Raw genomic sequence first — 23152 nt, 5'->3', positions numbered from 1 at the left:
TTTTCTTTTCTTTAATTTCTTCCTATTATTATCAATACTTGCACTAACGGATTGTTCAGTCTAAACAAACAAATAAAGGCCAATTGACAACAAATAAAATAATTCAAAAAATAATCCTATGAAGCCGCAAATAGGCACATTTATTTTTATTAAACACTACCTTAATCATATGCTACTTATGGTGACCACCAGTCTTTTCTCTATAGGTTCATATGCCAGCGAAGATGAACTGGGTGAACTTCTGGAAATGGATTTAGAAGAGCTGGTAACCATCACTATAGCATCAAAACGTGAAGAACCCCTTAGTAATGCACCTGGTATTATTAGCGTCATTACAGCTGACGATATTAGAAAATTTGGAGCCCGCAACCTTCGTGATATATTAAATCGCCAAACCAGCTTTATGATTGTGGGTGGGCATGTGTTGCCTGAATCTCGGTCTGTATTAAGAGGGGCTCTGGAAGCACCACAAGACAATCAAATACTTTATCTGTTAAATGGACGTCCAATAGCCGACACTCAAAGCAGCAATGTACATGTTGACCTATTCCTAACATTTCCAATAAAAACCATTGAGCAAATAGAAATTATTCGTGGCCCTGGCTCTGTCCTATATGGAAGCAATGCTTTTAGTGGTATTGTTAATATCAAGACTAAAGCAGGGACTTCGTTTGATGATACTATATCCTTCAGTTACGGTTCATTCGCAACAAAATCTGCCAATCTGCAAGGTAGCACATCATTCGCAGAGGGTTGGTTAACAGGCGCTGTACACACAACTGATTTTACTGGTGATGAGTTTTCTGATATCAAAGACCTTACCGGCCAAACAGATAATTACCCAATGGGTGGCCAAGGATCAAGTGCCGTATTTGTAATGGATTTCAATAATTTTAAAGTTAATGGTTATATCAGTGATGCAGAGCGAGATAATTTACTAGCAGATTTTCGATTTCCTGCCGAACAAGTAAGATCAAGACGTACATCAATCAATCTGAGTCACAACTGGGACCTATCAGAAAACTGGTCCTTCCGCAGCCATTACGGTTATTTTTCTGATTTTGCCGACCTTTTTATTGCCACAAATGGCTTAACCAATGAGGTCGATGGTACATTGCACTCACTGGAATTTAATTTACATGGGCAGCTTAATCAGCAAACAAATCTTCTCTTAGGTATCAATCCCTTATACTCAAAAGGTGATTTTGCTGAAGGAAGTCTCAGTGGTGATTGGAGCACCTGGCAGATTGGTATTTTCAGTCAAATTGACTACCAATGGTTTGACTGGTTAAAGCTGGTTGGAGGCCTTCAATTAAATCGCCCCAAAGAGTTATCAATTGATACTTCACCACGGGCTGGGCTAATTTTTAACTTCAAAAATGGCTTGCATGGCAAACTGCTTTATGGACAGGCATATCGCAATGGTGAATCTATTAACCGTTACTTTGATGGTAGCCTTGCCACAGCTAACTCTTCACTTAAGCCTGAAACCATAGAAACTTATGATGCCCAAATAGCCTATCAGGCTGAGCACTATCATATTGCACTCACTTATTACCATAGTCGTATAACCAATATCCATAAGCCTGTATTTCTTCCTAGCCTCAATAAGTTTCAAACGATCAATTCAGGCTCTGTAGAGTTTGACGGGGTAGAACTTGAAGCTACATGGCAGCTCACTAAAACATTGCGCCTTATTACTAATGCCAGTTATCAAACCAACAAAAACAATGCAGGAATAAATGATTCGACGTTTATTCCTAACCTGATGGCTAAGCTGGGTATTGCTTATGAAAGTCCTAAAGGGTTTAGCGTTGCCTTATTTGATAACTATTTTGATGACCCGACACCGTTAGATGCTGTGACAAATACTGCACAAAATAATAACCCTAAAGCTAACAGTCATCACCTTGTCACAGCTAATCTAGTGTTCAATCTGGGCAAGCTATTTGACAAACCTCAATTAGCTAATACAACTTTTTCATTGTATATAGATAATTTATTAGATGAAGAAATATTTTTTCCCAACTACTCAACCCAAACGGTAAACACTTCACCTAACTATCAAGGACGGGCTATCTATGGAACAATTCAAGTAACTTTCTAGGGTTTCTCTAGCGTTCTAATTCCCAGCTAATCTACGGAAAATTCAATTTTATATGTTAGTCCCTCTCCCTGTTGGCTTTCTACCTTAATAAGACCACCAAGCCCCTGGGTAACTAAATTATAAATAATATAAGTGCCTAGTCCGCTTCCTCCCTGCCCTCGTTTCGTTGTAAAGAACGGTTCAAATAACTTATTCAACTGCTCTTTTGCTAAGCCTTTACCATTATCCTGATACTGAATCTTTATCTGGGAGTCTAATCGATGTACATTAATTTTTATTACCCCCTGTTCTTTATCCTCAAAGCCATGAATCAATGAGTTTAAGATTAGGTTAGTAAAAATCTGCGATAAAATTCCAGGATGACTGGTAATTACTAGTTCAGCTTCACAGTCGACTATAATTTCATGTTTAACTCGCTTCAGTTTTGGTCGTAGCGATAAGATAATCTCATCCAAATATTCTTTCACCTTAAATGTCCTTATTTGCTCACTCGACTGATCGACAGCCACTTGTTTAAAGCTACGAACTAAATCAGCTGCCCGCTGTAAGTTAGAAAACAAAAGCTGACAACTTTGTTTGGCGTTCTCAATAAACTCTTCCAACATTTCAGCGGAAAGTGTTTCTTGCTCATAAGCTTTAGCTAACTGCTTTACAGTATCCTGTAAAAATGTAATCGAGGTCACCCCTATACCTATAGGGGTATTAATTTCATGAGCCACCCCTGCCACCAGTTCACCTAAGGAAGCCATTTTTTCACGCTCAACTAACTGTTGTTGCGAGGTATTTAATTGCTCTAATGTACTGCGCAGCTCTAAGTTTGACGTTTCCAGCTCATACGTTCTGGCCGCCACTTTTTGCTCCAACTCTTCATTCAGCTGTTTCATTTCTTGTTCAGCTTGTTTTTTTTCAGCCAAATATACTTGTATATCTGCCATCATGGAGTTAAATGTCTCTGCAAGCTGAGCTAATTCATCCTCAGAAACTACCGGCACTCTCAATGTATAGTCCTTTCGCTGGGTTACATTACGCGTTACTTCCATCAATGATTGGATTGGTTCGGTAATTAAACGTTGAAAGCGTATTGCAATTAAAAAAGCAATTATCAACGCTATCAGTGCTATCACAAAGCTTGCTTGGCTACTGGCGATTAAAATATCAGAGAGCTGGCGAATTTCTGCCTGAATAAATAAATAGCCTAGCGTTTCCCCTTCAAACTCAATGGGTCTGGTAAAACGAATACCTTGCGTTTCTTCTTTAAGTGTCAGGTAGTTCATATGATTATTGATAACTGGCAAACTATCACCTGGCCTAACATAGTGGGAAAATATATCGGTTTGACTGGTTAGTGGATCAGTGCGATAGATAATTACTGCTAGAATACCCGACTCAGACTCTAACGTTTGCAAAATCAAGTTTGCTGTTGTGACTTCACCAAAGGTCAGTGCAGGAATAATATTAACTGAAATGAGCTTAGCCTGTGTTTCTACGGTTTTAATCGTATCAGACTTAATCCGCTTAACCTCTAAATAGGTCAATATTGCCGTAGACAATAACAAGGCAACACATGACGCTCCCATCGCCAGCAAAATAATCTTTTCTTTTATCGTGCGAAATCCACTCAACATCGACGCTCAACTACCCCTGCCTTTATACATCTAATGCCTGTTTTCAATAAGTCTTGGTTATCATCAACAAACGTGCTTGCAACTTCACCTCACTTTTATCTAATGCCTTGCGGTTAATATAAATATTCAGTTTATTATCAATCAAAATCAGGGCAACCATTCCACCATCACTCAAAAACCCCTTACTGGCACCGATTAAAAGTGTACTCGCGAGTATATTTGGGTTGCGCGCTAAAATATGATTAAGGTTGCCATTGGTAAAATAAAGTATATGGCATTGATGACCACGGCTAATCAATTGGCTAAGTGCCTGCTCTGTTGGCAACGAGAAAATTTTCATGTATCGCTGCTGAGTCTTTTTACCCTTCAATTGCCCCAGCACACCAGCCAAACCCAGTTTATCAGGGCCATATAGACATAAATTCACCGTTGACTGCTTTGACTTAAAGGAAGCGGCAGGCCAGATAACAAATTTACTGATCTTATAGATAAACGCAGCAGTAACATTGGCTAAGCTTCGCTCAGCCCCCTGAGTAACAACAGGAGACCATGCCAGCACCATCAGCATGACTACAACAAGTATATTTCTTAAACTTTGCCGCTGAATAGCAAGCCTAAACCTCATGCCATCGCCAATATTGAATTCAATTGAAGGATAAGCAGCTAAGAGAAGTATAAATGCTTGTGAGAAAACCACCACCGACTGATGATTCTATGGAAAAGCCACTGCTCTTACACACTAGCTTAGCAGTGACTATATTGATTGTTAGTTAAAAAATTGAACGCCCCAGTCTCGAAGTAAACAGTTCTAATGCAGCAGTACCTGCCAGCGAGTTTCCAGACTTATTCAACTCTGGCGACCAGACACAAACCGTCAGTTCTCCAGGCACAACTCCAATAATACCACCACCGACACCACTTTTACCGGGAATACCAACCCGATAGGCAAAGTCACCTGCTTCATCATATAACCCACAGGTAACTAGCAAAGCATTGATTTGCTTGGTTTGCTTAGGAGTGATCAAAGGTTTATTCCAACCTAATGGGCGGCCTTGGTTAGCGAGATATATAAATGTTTTCGCTAAATCGACACAGCTCATTTTTAGCGCACAATAGCTAAAATAGGAGCGCAACACATCTTCTACCCGGTTAGAAAAATTACCGAATGACTTCATTAAATAAGCAATTGCCGCATTGCGATCACTGTGCTGATATTCTGAACGGGCTACTCGCTTATCAGAAATAACAGCTGGGTCATCTGCCAAGCCTCTTACTAACTCCAACATGCGATGTTTAGGTGCTGAGAGACGGCTTTGCAAAACATCACTAACAACCAAGGCCCCAGCATTGATAAAAGGATTTCGAGGTATGCCTTTTTCATATTCCAGCTGAACTAGTGAGTTAAATGACAAGCCTGAAGGCTCTTTACCTACTCGCTCCCAAAGCTCATCTCCTACCCGGTTAATTGCTAATGTCAGGCTAAGTACTTTGGAAATACTTTGAATCGAAAATAACTCATCTGCATCGCCTGCTTTAAACACTTTGCCGTCAACTGTACAAACTGCAATACCCAGCCGATTAGCCGGTACTTCCGCTAATGCTGGAATATAATCGGCCACTTTACCCTGACCAATTAACGGTTTTACTTCGGCGATAATGTCATCGAGCGTACTTTGCATGATGGGCATATACGTTTTTACCTCATAAACACTTAGCGCTACTTCAGCTTCTTAACAACAAGCCAAGCCTACCAGGCGCGCCATCATACCGATAAAGCCAAGCCTAAAACAACTTTTTTTAGCTCATCCACTTGCTCAGACCACATAGTAACCACTAACAATTTATTGTTATGTTTGTCTTGCTTGGGATATGGCTTAATTTCAGTTAAATTACTTCCACTTTATAACTCAATGAAGCTTATTTATAGCCAATATCAAAATAATACATATTGGTTGAGGGAGCATTATTCACTCAATTCCCAATGGAGGGGTAATCATGTTAAAAAACACAACTCAACACTATGGCAGTTTTGCCAAATGGTTACACTGGTTAACAGCGCTTGGTTTTTTGGCCGTTTATGCCAGTGTTTATTATCGTCACTGGTTTACCACACCTAAAACTGAAGCTAACTTAACTGCACTTCACCTACATCTTTCCTTTGGTGTTTCAATAGGTGTTTTTGTAATAGTCCGGCTGATCTGGCGCTTTACTAATCCTTCGCCCCAACCTGCTCCAGGCAGCTGGTGGGAACACTTAGCGGCTAAGGCTGGCCACTTCGCACTGTACTTCTTTATGATTGCTATGCCATTAACGGGATATTTGGGCACCCATGATGATACTCAGTTTTTCTTTTTATTTAATATCCCTCAATTTGCCCATACTCCACTATTTGATTGGTGGGTAGTTGAGCAGCTTGGCATGACATTTAAAGAATTTGAAAAACCTATCGATTTTTTTCACAAACAAATTGGCGGCCAATACTTAGTCTGGATGTTAATTGTTGTACATATATTAGCGGCTTTTTACCACCACTGGATTAAACGGGATGACACCCTGTACAAAATGCTGCCCAGTGGTAAATAGGGTAGCAAAATTATGCATCACCACTGCTATTTCTGGGTGAGCAAGCCCAAGGTAGCGTTAGCACTTAGGAAAGTATTTCTTTAGACAACAACTGACGTTACACTGAGCTGTATGTACAAAATAAAATAAGCACAATAAACGGAATTAACCAATGACCGATAATCAAGACCCCGTTGAGCGGATGGCAACTGCTCGCCATGAGTTCGGCGAGCACGGTGGCGTTAACATGTCCATCGAAGCAAGTACCACCTTCACTGTAATGGAAGCAGATACACTACCAGCTCTTTTCCAAGGGGAAAAAGGCCCAAACCAAGGTGGCTGCTATTTATATGGACGACACTTTAACCCCACTGTTTATAATTTAGGCCAGCAATTAGCTGCTTTAGAAGGTACTGACGCAGGCTATTGTACTGCAAGTGGCATGAGTGCAATCAGCTCCACCCTCATACAGCTATGCCAGCCTGGCGATGAAATCATTGCAGCGCACTCCATTTATGGAGGCACTTTTGCTCTGCTAAATGACTTGTTACCGGTCAAAAATCATATTAAAACTCACTTTGTTGATATCACTGATATTAAATCAGTCAAAGCTGCTATCACCCCTAAAACTAAAGTCATTTACGCAGAAACCCTCTCTAACCCCACATTACGAGTGGCACCTATCCCCTTACTCGCCAAGCTTGCCCAACAACATAAGCTCACCTTAGTCATAGACAACACTTTTAGCCCATTGATTATCAACCCTGTTAGCTTGGGTGCCGATATTGTTCTGCATAGTTTAACCAAATTTATTAATGGGGCTTCAGACATCATTGCAGGCGCTATCTGTGCTAGCCAAAACTTTATTCTGGATATGATGGATTTACACCAAGGCACCTTGATGCTACTAGGCCCAACCATGGACCCCGAAGTTGCCTTTCGAATCAGTATGCGCCTGCCCCATTTGCCACTACGTATTAAAGAGCACAGCCAACGAGCGCGCTTCATCGCTAACAAACTAACGGAAAATGGTATTAAGGTGAATTATCCAGGCTTACCTACCCATCCTGACCACCAGCTTTTCAAAGAAATCGCTAACCCTGAATACGGCTTTGGGGGTATATTAACCCTGGACTTGGGTACTGAAAACAAAGCCAACGAGCTAATGAACTGCCTACAAAACGAACATCAATTCGGGTATATGGCTGTTAGCTTAGGCTACTTTGATACCTTAATGTCTTGTTCTGGCAGCTCTACTTCCAGCGAACTAAGTGATAATGACAAACAACAAGCAGGCATTAGTCCAGGTTTAATTCGGCTAGCCATTGGTTATACGGGTTCTGCTGAACAACGTTGGCAACAACTATATAGTGCTTTAAAGAAAATTAATGCTTTAAAGGAATAGCCTGAGTATAAAACACAACTCAATACAAAGACCAAAAAGTGGCTAAAAGCAGGCCACTTTTGCTGACCAACTCTATTTAGCTTACCTCTGCAAGCAGTAATTGTAATTCCTCACCATCAAGAAGGGTTAAGTTATTCGCTTGAGCAAACTCAGTTGCAGGTCGGGTATAAGTACCTGATGTCACAAAAATACCTTTATGGGCTCTTTTAGCGGTTATTACCCCTAATAATTCCCTCACGGGTTTAACACCAACTTTACTATTCTTCCAGTGCTTACATTGCACCAAAGTAATTTGCGCTCCTTTCTTTAGTACAACATCAATACCATCATCGGCTGATCCTTCTGTGACTTGCACCCGATACCCTTTACGTCGATAGGCTTCTGCTACCAGCAGCTCAAACTCACGCCAGCTGATTTTGCAAATATCCTTACCTTTCACCCTCACTCTAGTTCGGTTAGCACGTCCTCGAAATAGGTAAATAATTAATTCAAACACCGCCAATGCCAACATGACTAAAGCGGTATTTTTTGCATAGGGTTCTATAGAAGTAACCAATCTTTCGATAACTCCAATCGAGAAGTTTTGATCGGGTAAATAATAAGCCATCAAACTGTAAAAGATTGGGGCCAGCAGTAAAAAAGCCCACCAGGGTAAAATTAAACAAGCGCGTATTGAAGCCATAGAAGATATTTTGAGTTGTTGCTCTAAAACGTTTTCAGATAATTAAATACGACATATTATGCATAAAAACCCGCCCTTGTCCCAACAAAGTTCAAGTTCCAGACTGAATACAACTCCCCCTGACATACAGGTGGCAGGAGAAGGTCAGTATAATAATGGTTATTACCACTTTCTGATTGTATAGGTCGTATCCATGCGCCGCTCTGATAGACTGTTCCAAATTGTTCAAATTATTCGCCACCGCCAATGGACTACTGCTGCCTACCTAGCTGAACGGCTAGAGGTATCTGAGCGTACTATCTATCGGGATATGCAGGATTTACAATTAAGTGGTGTACCTGTCATTAGTGAAGCTGGATATGGTTACCAACTGGACCAGAGTTTCAACTTCCCCCCCCTACAATTTACTGAAGAAGAATTAACCGCACTAGTCCTTGGCTTACAACTCACTATCCAATGTACAGATCAGCAACTACAACATGCTGCTGAGTCAGTGTTACACAAAGTAAAAGAAAATATCCCAGCTAAACTGTTAGCCCAAATTCAGCACAGTCCATTAGGAGTCCCTTTTCCATTACACGACAAGCAAGTCAGTGAGCGGATTGAGCCACTGAGGAAAGCAACCGTTGAGAAGCAAAAGGTAACCCTTGATTACCTTGATGAGAAGCAACAAGCCAGCACTCGAACTATTAGACCACTACAGCTTTATTTTTGGGGAAAGGTCTGGACACTCACCGCTTGGTGTGAACTACGTAATGATTTTAGACACTTTCGACTTGACCGAGTTCAGCAACTTACGTTGCAAAATAACTACTTTTTAGATGAACCAGGCAAACGACTTAGTGACTTTATTGCGTTAATGGAATCAAAAGAAGGGTATTAAATACCGCAGATTAGCCAATGTAACGGCTAATCTGGATTTTAGATAAAACTATTAGTCAAATCATTACAAACACAATTAACAATACAACCAGTAACGCTGCATTTAGCCCCAGACATAAGTTACGCCATTGGCTAAAATCCTTATCTGCGCCAAATTTTTGTTGCTGTAAAAGCTCATAGCTTTGGTTAATTTGTGGTGCCATATAGCCCCAGGCAAACAAACTAGTACCAACTACTGCTACTAGCAACACTGCACCCCAAAACATTGGCTGAGTTTGTAGAAAACTTAAGAATACAGACAATAAAGCAACAACACCAATTACGGGATAGGCCATTGGCATTACTTCTTTAATTAATAACTGCTCATGCTCAATCGATAACCGTTGATATATCTGAGGCACTGTTACCAGGGTTAAAACAATAACACCTGCTATTAGCCCAAAAGTTAACAGGCCTAATAAGAATGCCATAATCATCAGCCAATTCTCCTGCTTGTCATATATTGACTCGGTACTCAATCTCACTTTGCTTTAAAGCCGCTGTTTTTTGCGATAAAGTCAAGACTAGTGCTTGTACCCTATAAATAAGGATGCAGCACTAGGTAAAGGCTAACACCTGTAAGCATGACAAAACCCTGCTACAGTCAACTAGCCAACCGTGCTGAAAAACCTTGCTCAACAAAGCTTTTTAAAACCAAGTGGTAGTGCTTAAGTTGCATGTACAAGCATTTTGTGACAGCCTTCCTGGCACTAACAAAGTCCTTGAGTCGAGTTTTTTGCTGTTAGTCCAGTGAGCAGCAGGTAAGTAAACAAGTGTTGCCTACTTAGCAACCAAACTAACCTTTTGCACACCACTGTCTTAAGCTGCATTTATACTACATGCTGTAGCAATAAAATGATGAATACATCTCCTTTCTTAATTTAAGGAACCAGAGTTTTATAAAAAAGCGAGCCTATATACATTCCGTTACATTCATCCAGCACCTACATTCAGAATAACAGCGCAAATTTGAGCTTTACTTTAGAAATTACACAACCAGGTTTTTAATGAACGCTAACTCTGACACTATTACTAACGTTATCAACCAGTACGCCCAAGTACTCAGTGACAATACTGAGCTAGTCCTTAGTTGGCAAGATATTGAGGATTGTGGTTGGCGCAGCCCTGCTCACTTTTTAATGGATTTATTGAGCTATATTGAAACACTTTCTACCGATATTGATGAACATATTCTGGATGCCATTGACCGTACGGCTTATGTAGGCTTATTAGAGCTGATGATCCAGTTACGTAATCAAATCCCTGGCATCCGCAAAAAATGGGAGCAGTTTCAATCAACATTTGTTGACAAGCTCAATTCAGAACAGCTACCCAGATCAAGTATTTTACTATTTTTAGGTCACTTAACTGAGTTTGACTTGCCACTTAACCAGCAGCTGGTAACAGCCTGTCAAAACTGGCATCAACAACAAGCCTACCACCAGCAGGAGCATAAAGCAGAAGCTACCCCAGAAACCCTAATGGCAGAGCTGGAAACATTAATTAGTGACTGTAACATTAGCAATGAATATGACTTCTACCTTCACTTTGCTGACAATCTAACCTTCGTACCAGAAGATACGCTCATCCCTTTATTGGCTGATATGTTACGCTCCTCCAGCGCAATCATTAATGAGGGCTGCTTTTTATTTTTATTACATAAACGCCCTGAAGTACGACAAACCTTACTTTCTCTCTTACAGCATCCACACTGCCTAGAACAGGTTTCCAGTAAAATTCTACGCCGGCTTATTATGATGAGAAACTGGCTGGCAACCGAAGAACAGCAACAGCTGGATACTATTATTCGACAAATTCGTCGGCTTGGCATTGATTGCGAAGAGTACCTGGATCAACCTCATTTTGAGTTAAAAGACCTTCGGGTTTCCATGGTAGATGGTTCCGGAGCTTGCTCATTATTGGCCCTGGTTAAAGAGCATAAAAAATTTCGCTTAATTGGCATGGTGTTAAAAGAGCAGTTTGGCATTATCGACAGCTGGTTTACGCCACTGTCATTTCGTAAGGACTGCGATGAAGCTTTTAAACAATTTCGCCAACAGGTCTTTAACTTTGCCGTTGACAAGCAGTGCCTGAATTATGTGTTACCTCACTTCCTGGCTTACAACCGGGCCAACCAGCAAGCGGTGACAGCTGAAGTAATGATGCTGTTTGAAATGCTTAATATTACCCAGTGGCAACCAGCTTTTATAGACAGTAAAACAATTCTGGCAGAATGGAAGCAAGCAAATCCCACACAATTTGAGTTTAACCAAGTCGCTGAAGTACTCTCAAAAAGCAACAACTGGCCTAATAGTGAGATGACTCAATTTAGTTGGTTTGAGAGTGATAATCAGCTCCATAAAAAAATCGTACAGTGGGAAAATGAGCAGCTGACTAAAGAGCAACAGGATCAACTACCCACATTTATGTTGGAAAGTTATCGAGAAAAATGGCTACACCGCTTCGTACTCTTAGCTATTGTGAGTAAGCACAAGCAGCAAAAGCGTGGGCCTGAGTGGCATGAGTTTGCTATTCTCGCTGACTGCCTGGCCAGTAATATGCCGTTTGAAGAAATTCCATTATTTACCCAAGTTCTTCAGGCTTCAATTGACGCCTATTTTGACCAGGCTCATCACCCTCATCTACACAGTATTACCTAGGGTCAGTTAATAATAAAAGGTGGCAACTACAGGATAATGATCTGAAATATCTTGATAGTAGCCATCATGCCACTGTTTGCCTGCAGCTAAAGGCCACCAGCCACGTAAATAGGACCAATACCAGGGTTGGCTGGATTTTAATGGCACCACTTCCATCATGGCTGCTTGACGAGGTTGCCGATAGTCAGCTCGGGTCATGACATAATCCAGAGTATCGTTATATTCAAGTGAAAACTTAAAATGATATGCATTAGCTCGGGTATGCCAGTTAGTTGTTGCTGAATAAGACTTTACCAGCCCAGGCTGATAGGCTAAGTTACACTGGCAGCTGTTTAGCATATCCTCTACATGGCCATTACGCCCAAACTCAACATTCATATCCCCCGCCACGATCACTGGCTCAGAACGACTAATATTAAACCCATCAGTCCATTGGCGTAATTCTGTTAACTGTTGCATTCGCACTGGATGAGAATTTTCACTGTCATCATGAGCTGCTTGTAAATGAGTTCCCAGCACATGAAAATATTGGCCATTTCGCTCAATTTTTATATAAGCAGCGCCTTTATTGGATTGATAATCCCAGGAGCCAAACTGACTCGCAGTAAATACCAATGCATGCTGTTCTAGGATAGGATAGCGGCTTATCATCATCACGCCTCCTCGAATCACAAGCAAACTATTAGAGCAGTCTCCGCTTAAACTGTGCCATCCGCTACCGGAACAATCTTGCCCTACGTTAGGCGTTTGATAAGGGTATAAGTCTGCTAACTGATGTAAAACAGCTGCCGCACTATCAGTAAACACCTCATTAAACACAATAACATCTGGCAATGATTTGAGTTGCCGAATGGCCTTATTGAGCTGATTTAATCGATTTGACTGATCCCAATCCCCTGCAATTTTGCCGAGCTGCATGATGTTATAAGCCATCACTTGTAGCTGAGTCTGTTTGGACTGACAAACTTGAGTAAATAAAGAAAGACATAGCCCTAGCAAGAGCCAGTGTTTAAACAAAGACATAAGGAAAGCCTCTTATTTTTATTATTTTTTACTTTTATTATTTGAATGTAGGGTTTTATGTATTTTGAGGAGAAAGTGTGGACAATTTAACCGAGTTTACGTTTAAACCAATCGGGATTATTCATTCTTGTTTTACCCAAAAATTTGGTATCCCACGCCAACCCGGTTTAGTTACTGCTGCCACTGCCGAGCTGGCGTTATTCCCCCCCTTTAACCGCCGAGAATGCTTCACCGGCTTGGAAGTATTCTCTCACCTATGGGTTTCATTTATATTTCATGAAACCTTAAGTGAAGGCTGGCGTCCTACCATCCGTCCACCACGCTTGGGGGGTAAAAAAAGAGTGGGGGTTTTTGCTTCACGCTCAACGCATCGCCCCAACCCTATTGGCTTATCTGTTGTAAAGCTAGAAAGTATTTCTCAAGAAAACGACAAGTTAAGTCTACAGTTAAGCGAAATAGACTTACTGGATGGCACACCCGTTATCGATATAAAGCCCTATCTGCCGTATAGTGACTATATTACTGATGCCAGTGATGGCTTTGCCCCACCGCCTTTGATTAATAAACCAGTGACCTTCAGCCAGCAGGCGCAATCATTTTGCGATCAATACCAACAAGCCACAAGGCGTAATCTGTCGTTATTAACCAGCCAGGTACTTAGCCAAGACCCCAGGCCAGCCTATTTACAAAATAGTTATGAGCGTGAATACGGTATTCAACTATGGGATGTTAATATAAGATGGCATGCAACACCTGACGACTTTTATGTCAATTATATGGAGCCTGTTAATAATGAAAGCGATCCAAGTTTCACAGCACGGTGATATTGATGTATTGCAACTGGTAGCAAAAGAATTACCGACACCAGGCCCAGAAGAGTTAGTCATTAAATTGTATGCAGCTGGCGTCAATCCTGTCGATACTTATATCAGGGCAGGTATTAATAACTACACTGCTAGTTTTCCTTATACACCCGGCAAAGATGGTGCAGGCATAGTAGCCTCAGTGGGCGAAGCCGTTTCCTGGTTTAAACCAGGGGACCGAGTATTTTGTACCAATGCAGGTATGGGCTGTTATGCCGACACAACAATTTGCTCACAAGATCATGTTTACCCTTTACCCGACAACCTTAGCTTTGCTCAAGGGGCTTGTCTGGGTATTCCTTATGGCACTGCCTGGCTAGCCATCCACCAGCGAGCAGGAGCAATAGCTGGTGAAACCATGCTAGTCCATGGTGCAAGTGGTGGTGTTGGCTTAGCCGCAATTGAATTAGGCAACGCCCACAGTTTAACGGTAATAGGTACAGCCAGCACTGAGCCTGGTACACAAGCCGCTTATCAACAAGGGGCTGACCAAGTATTCAATCATTATGCTCAAAGCCACTGGCAGGCTATTAAGGAATACACTGATAATCAGGGTGTGGATATTATTTTAGAAATGTTGGCTAATGTTAACTTAGGCCAAGACCTCCCCTTGCTCAGCAAAAAAGGGCGAGTGATTATTATTGGCAGTCGTGGTGAAGTCTGTATTAATCCAAGGGATCTAATGGCACGCAATGCAGATATCAGAGGTTTAGCATTAGCCAATGCCAGTCTGGATGAACGACAAGCAATGTACAACAATATTGTTGAGTTGGCCAAAGATGGCAAAATTAACCCTGTCGTTCATCATAGCTTCTCGCTAGAACAAGCAGGTAAAGCTCATCAGCAGGTATTAGAAAAAGGCGCAGCAGGGAATATCGTTTTAATCACAAGACCAGAGTAAGTGAGTAATCAACTTACTCTGGCTAAAAAATCTTTAGTACGGGGATCCTGAGGGTTAGTAAATAAATGCTCAGGTGCTCCCTGCTCAACAATGCCCCCATCAGCCATAAATAACACCCGATCGGCCACCTGACGAGCAAACTGCATTTCATGGGTAACAACCAGCATGGTTTGCTGTTGCTCAGCTAAGGCTTTCATTAAATCCAGCACCTCACCTACTTTTTCAGGGTCTAGTGCTGAGGTAGGTTCATCAAATAATATCACTGGGCTTTGGGTCGCCAGGGCTCGACCAATACCTATCCGTTGTTGTTGACCACCAGATAGCTGCGCTGGATAGGCATTTGCCTTATCTTCCAGCCCCACCTTCGCTAATATTTTTATAGCCGTTTTTTTTGCCTCTGGTTTGGGTCTTTTTTGCACAGCTACCAGTGGCTCCATAATGTTGGCCAGTGCTGTTTTATTTTTAAACAAAGCATATTGTTGAAATACAAAAGCAGTCTTACGCCGTAAAGCCAACACATCATTAGTGGTATAACTAAGACTGCTGACTGTTACACCATCAATTGTCACTGTTCCTGCTGATGGCTTTTCCAGCCAGTTCAAGCAGCGTAACAAGGTGGATTTACCCGTGCCTGAAGGACCAATAATAGCCACCGTCTCACCAGCCCTGACTGAGAGATCAATGTCAGACAACACGGCTTTATCTGCAAATGCCTTAGTTAAACCTTTTACTTCAAGCATAAATACTAAACTCAATAGGCTTTATTTAAATGATTTTCCAACGCCTGCTGGCAACGAGTTAACAACACCACAATCAACCAATAAACCAACGCCACCAGAACAAAGCTTTCAAAATATTTAAAGCTGCTAGCTGCCTCTAGCTTGGCTTTTGCCATTATATCTGCCACCCCTAAAGTAAATGCCAGCGAGGTACTTTTGAGTAAGTCGATAAAGTTATTCATCAGTGGTGGCGTCGCTATTCGAGTAGCTTGTGGCAGTATTATTCGACACATTGCTTGCAACTCTGTCATACCGATACTTAATGCCGCCTCACGTTGTGCATTCTCAACACTTAAAATAGCGGCACGAATACTCTCTGCCATATAAGCCGCAAAGTGTAACCCCAGCCCAATTACAGCTGCAGCAAAGCCTGACATATCGGCTGCTGGTACTAGCTGTGGCAATCCGTAATACAACAAAAACAGCTGAACTAATAATGGTGTACCCCGAAAAAAAGAAATATAAAAGTCAGCCAGCTGGGTTAACCCTTTAAGCTGAAATACTTTTATCAAAGCGAGAACGATACCAACCCCCAGTGATAACAAAACCGCAATAATGGACATCCCTAAAGTGATGTCCAATGCATTTAGGATAACTGGAAGTCGGTCGTAGAGATAATGAAAGTCGAAATTCATGACTGCTTGGTAATATCCATGCCAAACCATTTATTAGAAATTTTTGCCAACGTACCATCTTGCTGCATGGCAACCAAGGCTTCATCTACTTGCTGACGCAAAGCATTACCCCGTTCATTGCGTGGAAATGGCAATGCATTACGAATAATTTCAATAGGGTTTCCTACCAGTTTTAAAGGTAGTTTAGATTTCTGAATTAAAGCCAGTACCGATACTCTATCCATAACAAAAGCATCTGAGCTGCCTTTAACTACATTCTGCTCTACACCAGTATCAAATGAGATAATTTCAATCTGTTGTTGCTTATCATGATTGCGCAAAATTGCTTCAAAATTAGACCCTAAATTAACTGCTACTTTTTTCCCAGCCAAGTCAGCAAGTGACTTAATGGTTGTATTATTTTCATGGACTACTACTTGGGCACCATCGTAAACATAAGGAGCAGAAAACTGGTACTTTTTATTACGCTCTTCAGTAATCGTAATTTGATTTGAAATTGTGTCAATTTTACCAGCCTCTAACATGCCAAATAAGCCAGAAAAATTAGCAGTCACAAACTTGATGGGTTGGTTAACTCGCTTACCAATTTCATTCCACAGGTCAATTTCAAAGCCCTGTAACTCACCTTTTTCAACAAAAGTAAAGGGATAGTAACTACCTGAACTACCCACCTTAATTGCTTGTGTTTTATTAATCTCAGCTTGTTCGTTTTCTGATGATGAGCAGCCAACCAACCCTGTTAAGGTAACAGTTATTGATAGCAACCAACCTATAAATTGTTTCACTAATCTTTCCTCAAAAATTAACTAGAAAGCTCAAAAGTAACACAGCTTGTGCCGTACTTAAGACTGAATTACTCGAATTGCACGTAATTGGTACCCATGCATTGTTATAGAATGGTTTGGCCAATGATGTTAGAAGAGAAGCAATTCCTAACAACGTTATCATGGTGAGATCAATGGTGTTTTTATTAATCTATGCCGAACAAACTTTGAGTTAACTGGTTTGAACAGCCAGATCAGTTAGCTAAATACAGCAAATAATCATCAGTTACATTAACAGCCTTACCAACATTTATAGACTTAGCCAGGAGGACACCATACTGAAGAATAGGTTAGCTACAAAATACTAAAAAATAACATAAAAATAACGTTTGGTTATATAAGTACACTAAATATTACTGACTGAAACAGAAGCTCTCACACGATCTAGAACCTTAATGTATATATGTTACAATAGGGAAATTTTTTGGCTGTTTTTCGGCCAGAATCGTATTTTGAAACTTTACATTTTTGTATTAGTAGTCTCTTTTAGAGCATAGAGAAAGTAGCAAACACATGGCACAGAATACCATTCTTGTTGGCATTGCAGGCGCGTCAGCCTCTGGCAAAAGTTTACTTGCTCAAACCTTAATCAAGGAGCTTCAGTCTGAGCAGGTTTGCGTGATTTCAGAGGACTCATACTACAAGGATCAAAGCCATCTGACCATGGAAGAACGCACTAAAACCAACTATGACCATCCCGATTCACTTGACCACGAGTTAATGATCAAACATATGCAGGCGCTTAAGTTAGGTACAACCGTTCAGGTGCCAGTGTACGATTACTCTATTCATAATCGTCGCTCAGAAACCCGCGCTGTAAAGCCAACACGTGTGGTACTTATCGAAGGTATTCTACTCCTTGCAAGCCCAGCAGTCAGAAACGAATTTGACTTAAAGTTTTATATGGATACTCCATTAGACATTTGTTTGCTTCGCCGTTTGCAAAGAGACATCGTTAGTCGCGGCCGAGACATGGACTCTGTCATAAAGCAGTATCAAGAAACGGTTCGTCCCATGTTTATGCAGTTTATTGAGCCTTCACGCCAGAATGCTGACTTGATCATTCCCCATGGCGGACGAAACCGGATTGCGATTGATTTAATTAAAACCAAAATTCGCTCACTGATTGAAAAACACTAATCCAAAGCTCCACCAAAAGCTCTAAACATCTAAGCAGTTTCTAGCTATCTGCAGCACCTTTGAACTATCAGTCTGGGTGCTGGAGATAATTTGCTCCCTCCCAAATATTTACTCACATCACTGGTGACAAACTAATCAAATCAGGGTCAAACATTACAATTAGCGTATTTCTCCGGGTTAAGACAGGTACACTTGTTGCTTGCTTACTGTCAAACCAGCACATCAACCATTAAAGCATGGAGGTTGTTAAATGCTTAAACGAGTTGCTTATTCCTGCTTTCTGATCAGCGCACTACTCATTAGTGGCTGTTCTCATATCGCCAAGCAGCAAGCCCAATACCCTTTAAGTGTTTACTATTACACACAAGGTGACTTTGTTAATTTACGGGCATACTTACCCGAAGGAGAACCCGCCGGTGGCGCCCAACTTGAAGTTTTTGATGACTTCAATCGCCTTATAATCAACAAGTCTTTAAATGATGAAGGCTTTCACCGGTTTCGGTTTCCCTCAAATAAGGTCAGGCTAACTGCTTATGTGACTAGCCAGGATGGCAGAAAAGGTAGACGTTACATTGAAAGAGAAGATAGAGACTTATTAAGGAAAAGACTACTTTGGTACAACAACTAGTAGATATTCATATTAATAAAAAGGCCCTAAAATGGGCCTTTTGCTCTCTATGGCTAGCTTTTAATTGCTAACCGGACATCATAGATTAATGAACAAGCTCGCATCAGTTCAGTGTACCAAACCACCACATCATCTGAATAAAAACTGTCAAAATAAACATTCTTAGATCGGTCAAATACATGTAAACCATTAATACCAATAACTATCTTATTGCTATTAAATACTAAATAAACATTATCACCATATTTTGCCCGTAAAGACATCATCTGCATTATCATACGAGAGCTCAATAACTGATGAACATCTTCAGTGCAATCAGAGTAGACTTCAAAATACCGATCAAAGGCGGCATACCCCACATTAATGTTATTAAACGGTTTATAAAAGGCTTCATACTCCTGGCGATCTTCTTCATCCATAAAGGTAGGCTTGGGCCGTATCACCAAGTGTCCTGGAAAGCTTTTGTCATTATCAATAATGACACAGACACCATGAAAAGCGGTTTGTAAGAAGTGGAATATTCCTTTCCTCTCTACTGCAGCATAAACATCTGACATTTCAAAGTGGACACCTTCCCACTGACCAGTGATGTAATCCTGGCCTTGGTAGCGAACAAAAGCACCTGGTACTAGCTTACTATCCTGAAAGACATGGCGAGTGATCCCTTGATTAGCTTCATATTGCAAAGAGTCATCAGCAAACTGCACCACCTTGGGTAAAATGGCTGAATAGCACTCTGTATTAAAAGCTTGTTTCAGCTGTAAATAATCTTTACGTAGATACCAGCCAATCACGATAGCTGATAACAAAATGGTAACTAGAATAGCATTACTACTATCCAGTAATAATGCAGAGGCAATAATAGCTGCTAGCCAATAGAGCAGCCCTTTTTGAATACTATGATAAAACTCCTGACCAAGCGATTTTGCCCTTGCTGAAAAGTCGCCTTTGCCTTCCACTAATGCTTCTACATAAAAGGCAGTGATTTGATCTACAGACTTCATTACTACCCTCGCCCCAGTCTTGTCTGACAATAGTTAATCATTTAAGTATAGCCTTCAACTTAGAAAAAGCCGTTAAATTCCCAAGGCAACCTTATACTGATCAAGCATAGTTTAAAAGGGGCAATATCACTGATTTTTATGATTAAAAAGCTCTCCCTAACAGATAACCTACCGCATACCATTTTCTTGAAAGTAACTAGTCTAGGCTGAACAAAAAACAGACTGCCCATCAACCCACATTTAATCTAAACATAATCATTTTTCAGAAAATAAATAGTTAACTCAAATGGCATAGCAAAATGTAAACAATTTTTTGCCATTCAACATGTATATATGGAGGACAATATGCTTTCAAGAGCCTTAAAACAAAAAACCCTTACTATAAAAGTAAGGGCGTAGGAATTGAGACTATGGCTTTGTTGGTTTTTAGTTATTCACCAGCTAGCGGTTAGCTAAAAGATGCGGGCTATCATTTTTTAGACCAGCTACTGGGATCGATCAGTTGTTTGTCTTGTTTTTCCGTTATAAAAACTATTTGGCTATTGCATACTTCTTCGTTACTACAGCTTCAGTCATTACAATCAGTTGAACTTGCCAAACAACTAATTTATGTAAAGCGGTTTGAGTAAAACAGCTTTAACTATATTTCAAAAACTATATTTCAAAAACTATCTCTCAAAAAGTATACTTCAAAAGCCTCAAAAAAATTCAAATTAAGTCGGCTTAATTTATAATGATAACAACTATAAAAAATCACCATTACCAGCTGATGGTAATCATAAACTATTTAATGAATGCTTCAGTATCAATTTTTTAATAGAGGTTTTCAAAGTTAATAAAAAACCAACCAACTATATTATGATCTTGGTTTAACAAAAATATAAAGGGCTTATCTGAGCATATCTGCCAACCGGTTAACGAACTGACAAGAAAGCTAATCGCCCCAATAGCAACCAGAAATGAATCACTCTATTTTTAAATGATCACTAATTTTTTCTGTATGACGAAATATCTGATTCAGTCAACACAAGTAATTAGGCATAATTCACTGTTTAAACTACACACTCCTTTTAAAATACCCCTGCAAAAACATCAAAACAACACAAGTTGCATGGTACTTCTAACTGCATTGCTTCCAAATTAAGGCAACCAGTAATTGATAAAGTAAGTCGTTAATAAAACAGCCACTACCAGGAAGTTCAAATTGAAACACTGTATTACTAAGCTTCTGATACTTTTCACCCTGTTATGCACCCCAGCATATTATAGCTATGCAACCCCTTCTCCAGAAGCTAGTATTGCTAGCCCTGATCAATCTTCAGATTTTCAGCCACTGGATGGTGGTTTTTTAGCCAGCCTGCTATTTAAAGAGCCATTCCATGGGCTGCGCGTTGCTGATGTTTTGCTATTGCTTTTACTTACTGCAGGTTTAGTCTTTTTACTAAAGTACCGAGCAGACCGACTCAAGCGCTACCTAAGCCCCAGGCCAGAACCGACTATTGATGATGAAAGCCTAGTTTCACTATCAACGACTATTCAACAAGACCTGGTTACAGCAGAGTCACCAGCCCCTCATGCTAATCAAGATAAAACTATTCCTTTTCACATCGGCCTCAAAACGAAGCCAACTGATCATCCCCCAAGTGATGAAACTCTCGCCACAGATGATTTAACAAAAATAGTCGACACCCAAAAAAACCAAAAAGAATCAGGCTTGGCCGCTCACTATGCACAATTTGACCTACCAAAAGATTTACAGCCAGAGTTGTTTTTAGAGCAGGCAAAAGTTCTATTTAAACGCATTCATCAAGCATGGTTAGCTAAGGATCAACAAACGTTAAAGCACTATACGACACCCGAGCTGTTTGAGCGCTTAAGTTTGTCACTTCCGACTAGAGAGCAAGCTGCTATAGAGCTACTTACTGTCTTTGCTGACATTACCAGCGCCAGTAACTTAGGTGAACTTGCAATGATTAGCGTAAAATTTCATGGCTGGTCAAAAGCAAAGGTGAATAAAGAGGTAGAAGCCTATTGCGAAATTTGGCATTTGGAAAACTTACAGCAGGACAGCCAATGGCTAATCACTGGGATTCAATCAGTATCTGGCAATTTAAAGTTCAATAATAGTGCAGACCACTCTTCATTGGATAGCTCAGAAATCAACCAATAAAAACAACAGTTACAGTTAATATGAATAATTATTAAGGGAGTCAGCTAGATGATGGCTCCAATAGTTTTCTACCTTAGCGATCTATGCATCACTATTAGTTTTTATAACATCACTGCTACAAATAACAAACTGGTTCACATTCTTCTTGCTACGGTTTCACTTTTGCATTAGAATCGCCCATCTTTGGGCAGTTGCCTATTTATCAGACTATTTTTTTATCTGGCAACAATGAAGCCTAATAGGGATAAGTTCCTAAGTAGATTTAGTTTATTGAGCAAGCTTTATTCTGTAGTAATCAACTAAGTTCAGCCTTATTGCAGTTTATTCAGAATGTTAAAGTTGTTTTTAAGTGGAAAAAGCACCTACTACGTAATCATACCTATTTACCCTGTCAACTCAGTTTTTATCATTTAGCAATTAAAAATAAATACAGAATTTAGTCATTGAGGAGTATGTAATGGCCAAGTATCTCTATACTACCGTTTACGAGCAGTTCACTGGGCAAAAGCCACCTGAGCCAGAACCAAAGCCTGAGCACCGTCAACGCAAGACCCATGGCCACCCTTACCGTATGCGCCATAATATGCAAAACCAACGGGATCAACAGGAAGGGGATCTTCAGCCACCTTCTTACCAACAAGAAAGCCAACAACACTCTGGCAATGGCTATAACAATACTAGATCTAGCCACAACAATGCTGGCCACAACAATAAAGGAACTGGCCACCCTTTCAGACAAAACCGAGCTAGACAGCAAGCTGGCTATTATAATAACCAGCAGCCACAGCAATCTACTTATGAGGCTGGAGAGCCTCGCTCTAGGCAAAACCAGGCTGCACCCAAGGTTGTCTATAAAAAACGCAGACAGTTTCGAAGCCCTCAAGACTCTCAGCAACAGTATGATGCCTAAATAAAAGCTACTGCCAAGCCATTACACAGATTAGAGGTATTCAAATATACTGAGTACCTCCTTTAATCTGCAGCGAACCAATAAAACTAAAAAGAATAGCTCTTTTGTAAAAGACGGCTTCTTAATTCAAGACTAATTCTTAATAGTGTTCACTTTCATTATCATTCTTCTAACAATATAAAATTAAAATATTTATTTTCAGGTACATAATACCTTTAGTAGAACCATTGACTTCTAGATCCCAAATAAAAAAGGCTGCCTAAATGAACCACTTAAGCAACCTTTCATCAGCGTGATGGGTATAATTAGTCGT

Annotated in this window: 21 protein-coding genes; 11 read left to right on the top strand and 10 right to left on the bottom strand. The window is 40.5% G+C overall.

Annotated elements, in window-relative coordinates:
• The first annotated feature begins 118 nt into the window (after window positions 1–118).
• Window positions 119–2107, top strand: a complete 1989-nt coding sequence (locus tag ORQ98_RS13375) for a TonB-dependent receptor plug domain-containing protein (RefSeq protein WP_274689317.1) — start codon at window positions 119–121, stop codon at window positions 2105–2107.
• A 26-nt stretch (window positions 2108–2133) separates the two neighbouring features.
• Here ORQ98_RS13375 and ORQ98_RS13370 read toward each other — a convergent pair whose 3' ends face one another.
• The 3 genes from ORQ98_RS13370 to glsB all read right to left on the bottom strand — a co-directional run bounded on the left by ORQ98_RS13370 (window position 2134) and on the right by glsB (window position 5420).
• A complete protein-coding gene (locus ORQ98_RS13370; protein ID WP_274689316.1) occupies window positions 2134–3732 on the bottom strand; it encodes an ATP-binding protein in 1599 nt (532 codons plus the stop codon).
• Between the two features lie 43 nt (window positions 3733–3775).
• Entirely contained in the window at window positions 3776–4357 is a 582-nt protein-coding gene (locus ORQ98_RS13365) for a YfiR family protein (protein WP_274689315.1), read from the bottom strand.
• A gap of 145 nt (window positions 4358–4502) precedes the next feature.
• Complete coding sequence (gene glsB, locus ORQ98_RS13360) at window positions 4503–5420, bottom strand: glutaminase B (RefSeq protein ID WP_342455201.1); 918 nt, start codon at window positions 5418–5420, stop codon at window positions 4503–4505.
• Between the two features lie 307 nt (window positions 5421–5727).
• Between glsB and ORQ98_RS13355 the strand changes: the two genes are divergently transcribed.
• Complete coding sequence (locus tag ORQ98_RS13355) at window positions 5728–6315, top strand: cytochrome b (RefSeq protein WP_274689314.1); 588 nt, start codon at window positions 5728–5730, stop codon at window positions 6313–6315.
• Window positions 6316–6466: 151 nt separating this feature from the next.
• Window positions 6467–7699 carry an aminotransferase class I/II-fold pyridoxal phosphate-dependent enzyme gene (locus ORQ98_RS13350; protein ID WP_274689313.1) on the top strand — a complete coding sequence of 411 codons (1233 nt, stop codon included), beginning with the start codon at window positions 6467–6469 and terminating at the stop codon, window positions 7697–7699.
• A gap of 76 nt (window positions 7700–7775) precedes the next feature.
• On the opposite strand, the gene ORQ98_RS13345 is transcribed toward ORQ98_RS13350, so the two are convergent.
• Entirely contained in the window at window positions 7776–8381 is a 606-nt protein-coding gene (locus ORQ98_RS13345) for a restriction endonuclease (protein ID WP_274689312.1), read from the bottom strand.
• Window positions 8382–8574: 193 nt separating this feature from the next.
• Here ORQ98_RS13345 and ORQ98_RS13340 point away from each other — a divergent pair, with 193 nt between their 5' ends.
• A complete protein-coding gene (locus tag ORQ98_RS13340) occupies window positions 8575–9264 on the top strand; it encodes a helix-turn-helix transcriptional regulator (RefSeq protein WP_274689311.1) in 690 nt (229 codons plus the stop codon).
• A 55-nt stretch (window positions 9265–9319) separates the two neighbouring features.
• Here ORQ98_RS13340 and ORQ98_RS13335 read toward each other — a convergent pair whose 3' ends face one another.
• Window positions 9320–9739 carry a hypothetical protein gene (locus ORQ98_RS13335; RefSeq protein WP_274689310.1) on the bottom strand — a complete coding sequence of 140 codons (420 nt, stop codon included), beginning with the start codon at window positions 9737–9739 and terminating at the stop codon, window positions 9320–9322.
• A 570-nt stretch (window positions 9740–10309) separates the two neighbouring features.
• Between ORQ98_RS13335 and ORQ98_RS13330 the strand changes: the two genes are divergently transcribed.
• The gene (locus ORQ98_RS13330; protein WP_274689309.1) at window positions 10310–11962 is read left to right on the top strand and encodes a hypothetical protein; all 1653 of its coding nucleotides are present in this window, start codon (window positions 10310–10312) and stop codon (window positions 11960–11962) included.
• 6 nt (window positions 11963–11968) lie between these two features.
• On the opposite strand, the gene ORQ98_RS13325 is transcribed toward ORQ98_RS13330, so the two are convergent.
• On the bottom strand, window positions 11969–12985 hold the full coding sequence (locus ORQ98_RS13325; RefSeq protein WP_274689308.1) for a sphingomyelin phosphodiesterase: 1017 nt from the start codon (window positions 12983–12985) through the stop codon (window positions 11969–11971).
• Between the two features lie 77 nt (window positions 12986–13062).
• Here ORQ98_RS13325 and tsaA point away from each other — a divergent pair, with 77 nt between their 5' ends.
• Both tsaA and ORQ98_RS13315 read left to right on the top strand, forming a co-directional pair.
• The gene (tsaA, locus tag ORQ98_RS13320) at window positions 13063–13809 is read left to right on the top strand and encodes a tRNA (N6-threonylcarbamoyladenosine(37)-N6)-methyltransferase TrmO (RefSeq protein WP_274689307.1); all 747 of its coding nucleotides are present in this window, start codon (window positions 13063–13065) and stop codon (window positions 13807–13809) included.
• Entirely contained in the window at window positions 13778–14749 is a 972-nt protein-coding gene (locus ORQ98_RS13315) for an NADPH:quinone reductase (protein ID WP_274689306.1), read from the top strand. Before tsaA ends, ORQ98_RS13315 begins: the two co-directional genes overlap by 32 nt.
• 8 nt (window positions 14750–14757) lie before the next feature.
• Here the strand turns inward: ORQ98_RS13315 and ORQ98_RS13310 are convergent, their stop codons facing one another.
• The 3 genes from ORQ98_RS13310 to ORQ98_RS13300 are packed head-to-tail and all read right to left on the bottom strand — an operon-like array spanning window position 14758 to window position 16948.
• Window positions 14758–15489 (bottom strand): amino acid ABC transporter ATP-binding protein, encoded by a 732-nt coding sequence (locus ORQ98_RS13310; RefSeq protein ID WP_274689305.1) that lies wholly within the window; start codon window positions 15487–15489, stop codon window positions 14758–14760.
• Window positions 15490–15500: 11 nt separating this feature from the next.
• Entirely contained in the window at window positions 15501–16163 is a 663-nt protein-coding gene (locus tag ORQ98_RS13305; RefSeq protein ID WP_274689304.1) for an amino acid ABC transporter permease, read from the bottom strand.
• Window positions 16160–16948 carry an amino acid ABC transporter substrate-binding protein gene (locus ORQ98_RS13300; protein ID WP_274689303.1) on the bottom strand — a complete coding sequence of 263 codons (789 nt, stop codon included), beginning with the start codon at window positions 16946–16948 and terminating at the stop codon, window positions 16160–16162. Before ORQ98_RS13300 ends, ORQ98_RS13305 begins: the two co-directional genes overlap by 4 nt.
• A gap of 552 nt (window positions 16949–17500) precedes the next feature.
• On the opposite strand from ORQ98_RS13300, the gene udk reads away from it, so the two are divergent.
• Window positions 17501–18127: a uridine kinase gene (gene udk, locus ORQ98_RS13295; protein ID WP_274689302.1), complete on the top strand. Its 627-nt coding sequence runs from the start codon at window positions 17501–17503 to the stop codon at window positions 18125–18127.
• 250 nt (window positions 18128–18377) lie between these two features.
• Window positions 18378–18755, top strand: a complete 378-nt coding sequence (locus ORQ98_RS13290) for a hypothetical protein (RefSeq protein WP_274689301.1) — start codon at window positions 18378–18380, stop codon at window positions 18753–18755.
• A gap of 53 nt (window positions 18756–18808) precedes the next feature.
• Here ORQ98_RS13290 and ORQ98_RS13285 read toward each other — a convergent pair whose 3' ends face one another.
• A complete protein-coding gene (locus ORQ98_RS13285; RefSeq protein ID WP_274689300.1) occupies window positions 18809–19759 on the bottom strand; it encodes a DUF3137 domain-containing protein in 951 nt (316 codons plus the stop codon).
• Between the two features lie 1204 nt (window positions 19760–20963).
• Between ORQ98_RS13285 and ORQ98_RS13280 the strand changes: the two genes are divergently transcribed.
• Complete coding sequence (locus tag ORQ98_RS13280; protein ID WP_274689299.1) at window positions 20964–21929, top strand: Tim44 domain-containing protein; 966 nt, start codon at window positions 20964–20966, stop codon at window positions 21927–21929.
• Between the two features lie 457 nt (window positions 21930–22386).
• The gene (locus ORQ98_RS13275; protein ID WP_274689298.1) at window positions 22387–22839 is read left to right on the top strand and encodes a hypothetical protein; all 453 of its coding nucleotides are present in this window, start codon (window positions 22387–22389) and stop codon (window positions 22837–22839) included.
• Window positions 22840–23152 lie beyond the last annotated feature (313 nt).

The organism is Spartinivicinus poritis (assembly GCF_028858535.1).
Lineage (GTDB): Bacteria > Pseudomonadota > Gammaproteobacteria > Pseudomonadales > Zooshikellaceae > Spartinivicinus > Spartinivicinus poritis.
This window is presented reverse-complemented; position numbering and strand designations above follow the sequence as displayed.

Bases quoted from the DNA above. Each gene is read 5' to 3' on its own strand.
- ORQ98_RS13375 (WP_274689317.1), top strand. From the start codon at position 119: ATGAAGCCGCAAATAGGCACATTTATTTTTATTAAACACTACCTTAAT.
- ORQ98_RS13370 (WP_274689316.1), bottom strand. From the start codon at position 3,732: ATGTTGAGTGGATTTCGCACGATAAAAGAAAAGATTATTTTGCTGGCG.
- ORQ98_RS13365 (WP_274689315.1), bottom strand. From the start codon at position 4,357: ATGAGGTTTAGGCTTGCTATTCAGCGGCAAAGTTTAAGAAATATACTT.
- glsB (WP_342455201.1), bottom strand. From the start codon at position 5,420: ATGCCCATCATGCAAAGTACGCTCGATGACATTATCGCCGAAGTAAAA.
- ORQ98_RS13355 (WP_274689314.1), top strand. From the start codon at position 5,728: ATGTTAAAAAACACAACTCAACACTATGGCAGTTTTGCCAAATGGTTA.
- ORQ98_RS13350 (WP_274689313.1), top strand. From the start codon at position 6,467: ATGACCGATAATCAAGACCCCGTTGAGCGGATGGCAACTGCTCGCCAT.
- ORQ98_RS13345 (WP_274689312.1), bottom strand. From the start codon at position 8,381: ATGGCTTCAATACGCGCTTGTTTAATTTTACCCTGGTGGGCTTTTTTA.
- ORQ98_RS13340 (WP_274689311.1), top strand. From the start codon at position 8,575: ATGCGCCGCTCTGATAGACTGTTCCAAATTGTTCAAATTATTCGCCAC.
- ORQ98_RS13335 (WP_274689310.1), bottom strand. From the start codon at position 9,739: ATGATTATGGCATTCTTATTAGGCCTGTTAACTTTTGGGCTAATAGCA.
- ORQ98_RS13330 (WP_274689309.1), top strand. From the start codon at position 10,310: ATGAACGCTAACTCTGACACTATTACTAACGTTATCAACCAGTACGCC.
- ORQ98_RS13325 (WP_274689308.1), bottom strand. From the start codon at position 12,985: ATGTCTTTGTTTAAACACTGGCTCTTGCTAGGGCTATGTCTTTCTTTA.
- ORQ98_RS13315 (WP_274689306.1), top strand. From the start codon at position 13,778: ATGAAAGCGATCCAAGTTTCACAGCACGGTGATATTGATGTATTGCAA.
- ORQ98_RS13310 (WP_274689305.1), bottom strand. From the start codon at position 15,489: ATGCTTGAAGTAAAAGGTTTAACTAAGGCATTTGCAGATAAAGCCGTG.
- ORQ98_RS13305 (WP_274689304.1), bottom strand. From the start codon at position 16,163: ATGAATTTCGACTTTCATTATCTCTACGACCGACTTCCAGTTATCCTA.
- udk (WP_274689302.1), top strand. From the start codon at position 17,501: ATGGCACAGAATACCATTCTTGTTGGCATTGCAGGCGCGTCAGCCTCT.
- ORQ98_RS13290 (WP_274689301.1), top strand. From the start codon at position 18,378: ATGCTTAAACGAGTTGCTTATTCCTGCTTTCTGATCAGCGCACTACTC.
- ORQ98_RS13285 (WP_274689300.1), bottom strand. From the start codon at position 19,759: ATGAAGTCTGTAGATCAAATCACTGCCTTTTATGTAGAAGCATTAGTG.
- ORQ98_RS13275 (WP_274689298.1), top strand. From the start codon at position 22,387: ATGGCCAAGTATCTCTATACTACCGTTTACGAGCAGTTCACTGGGCAA.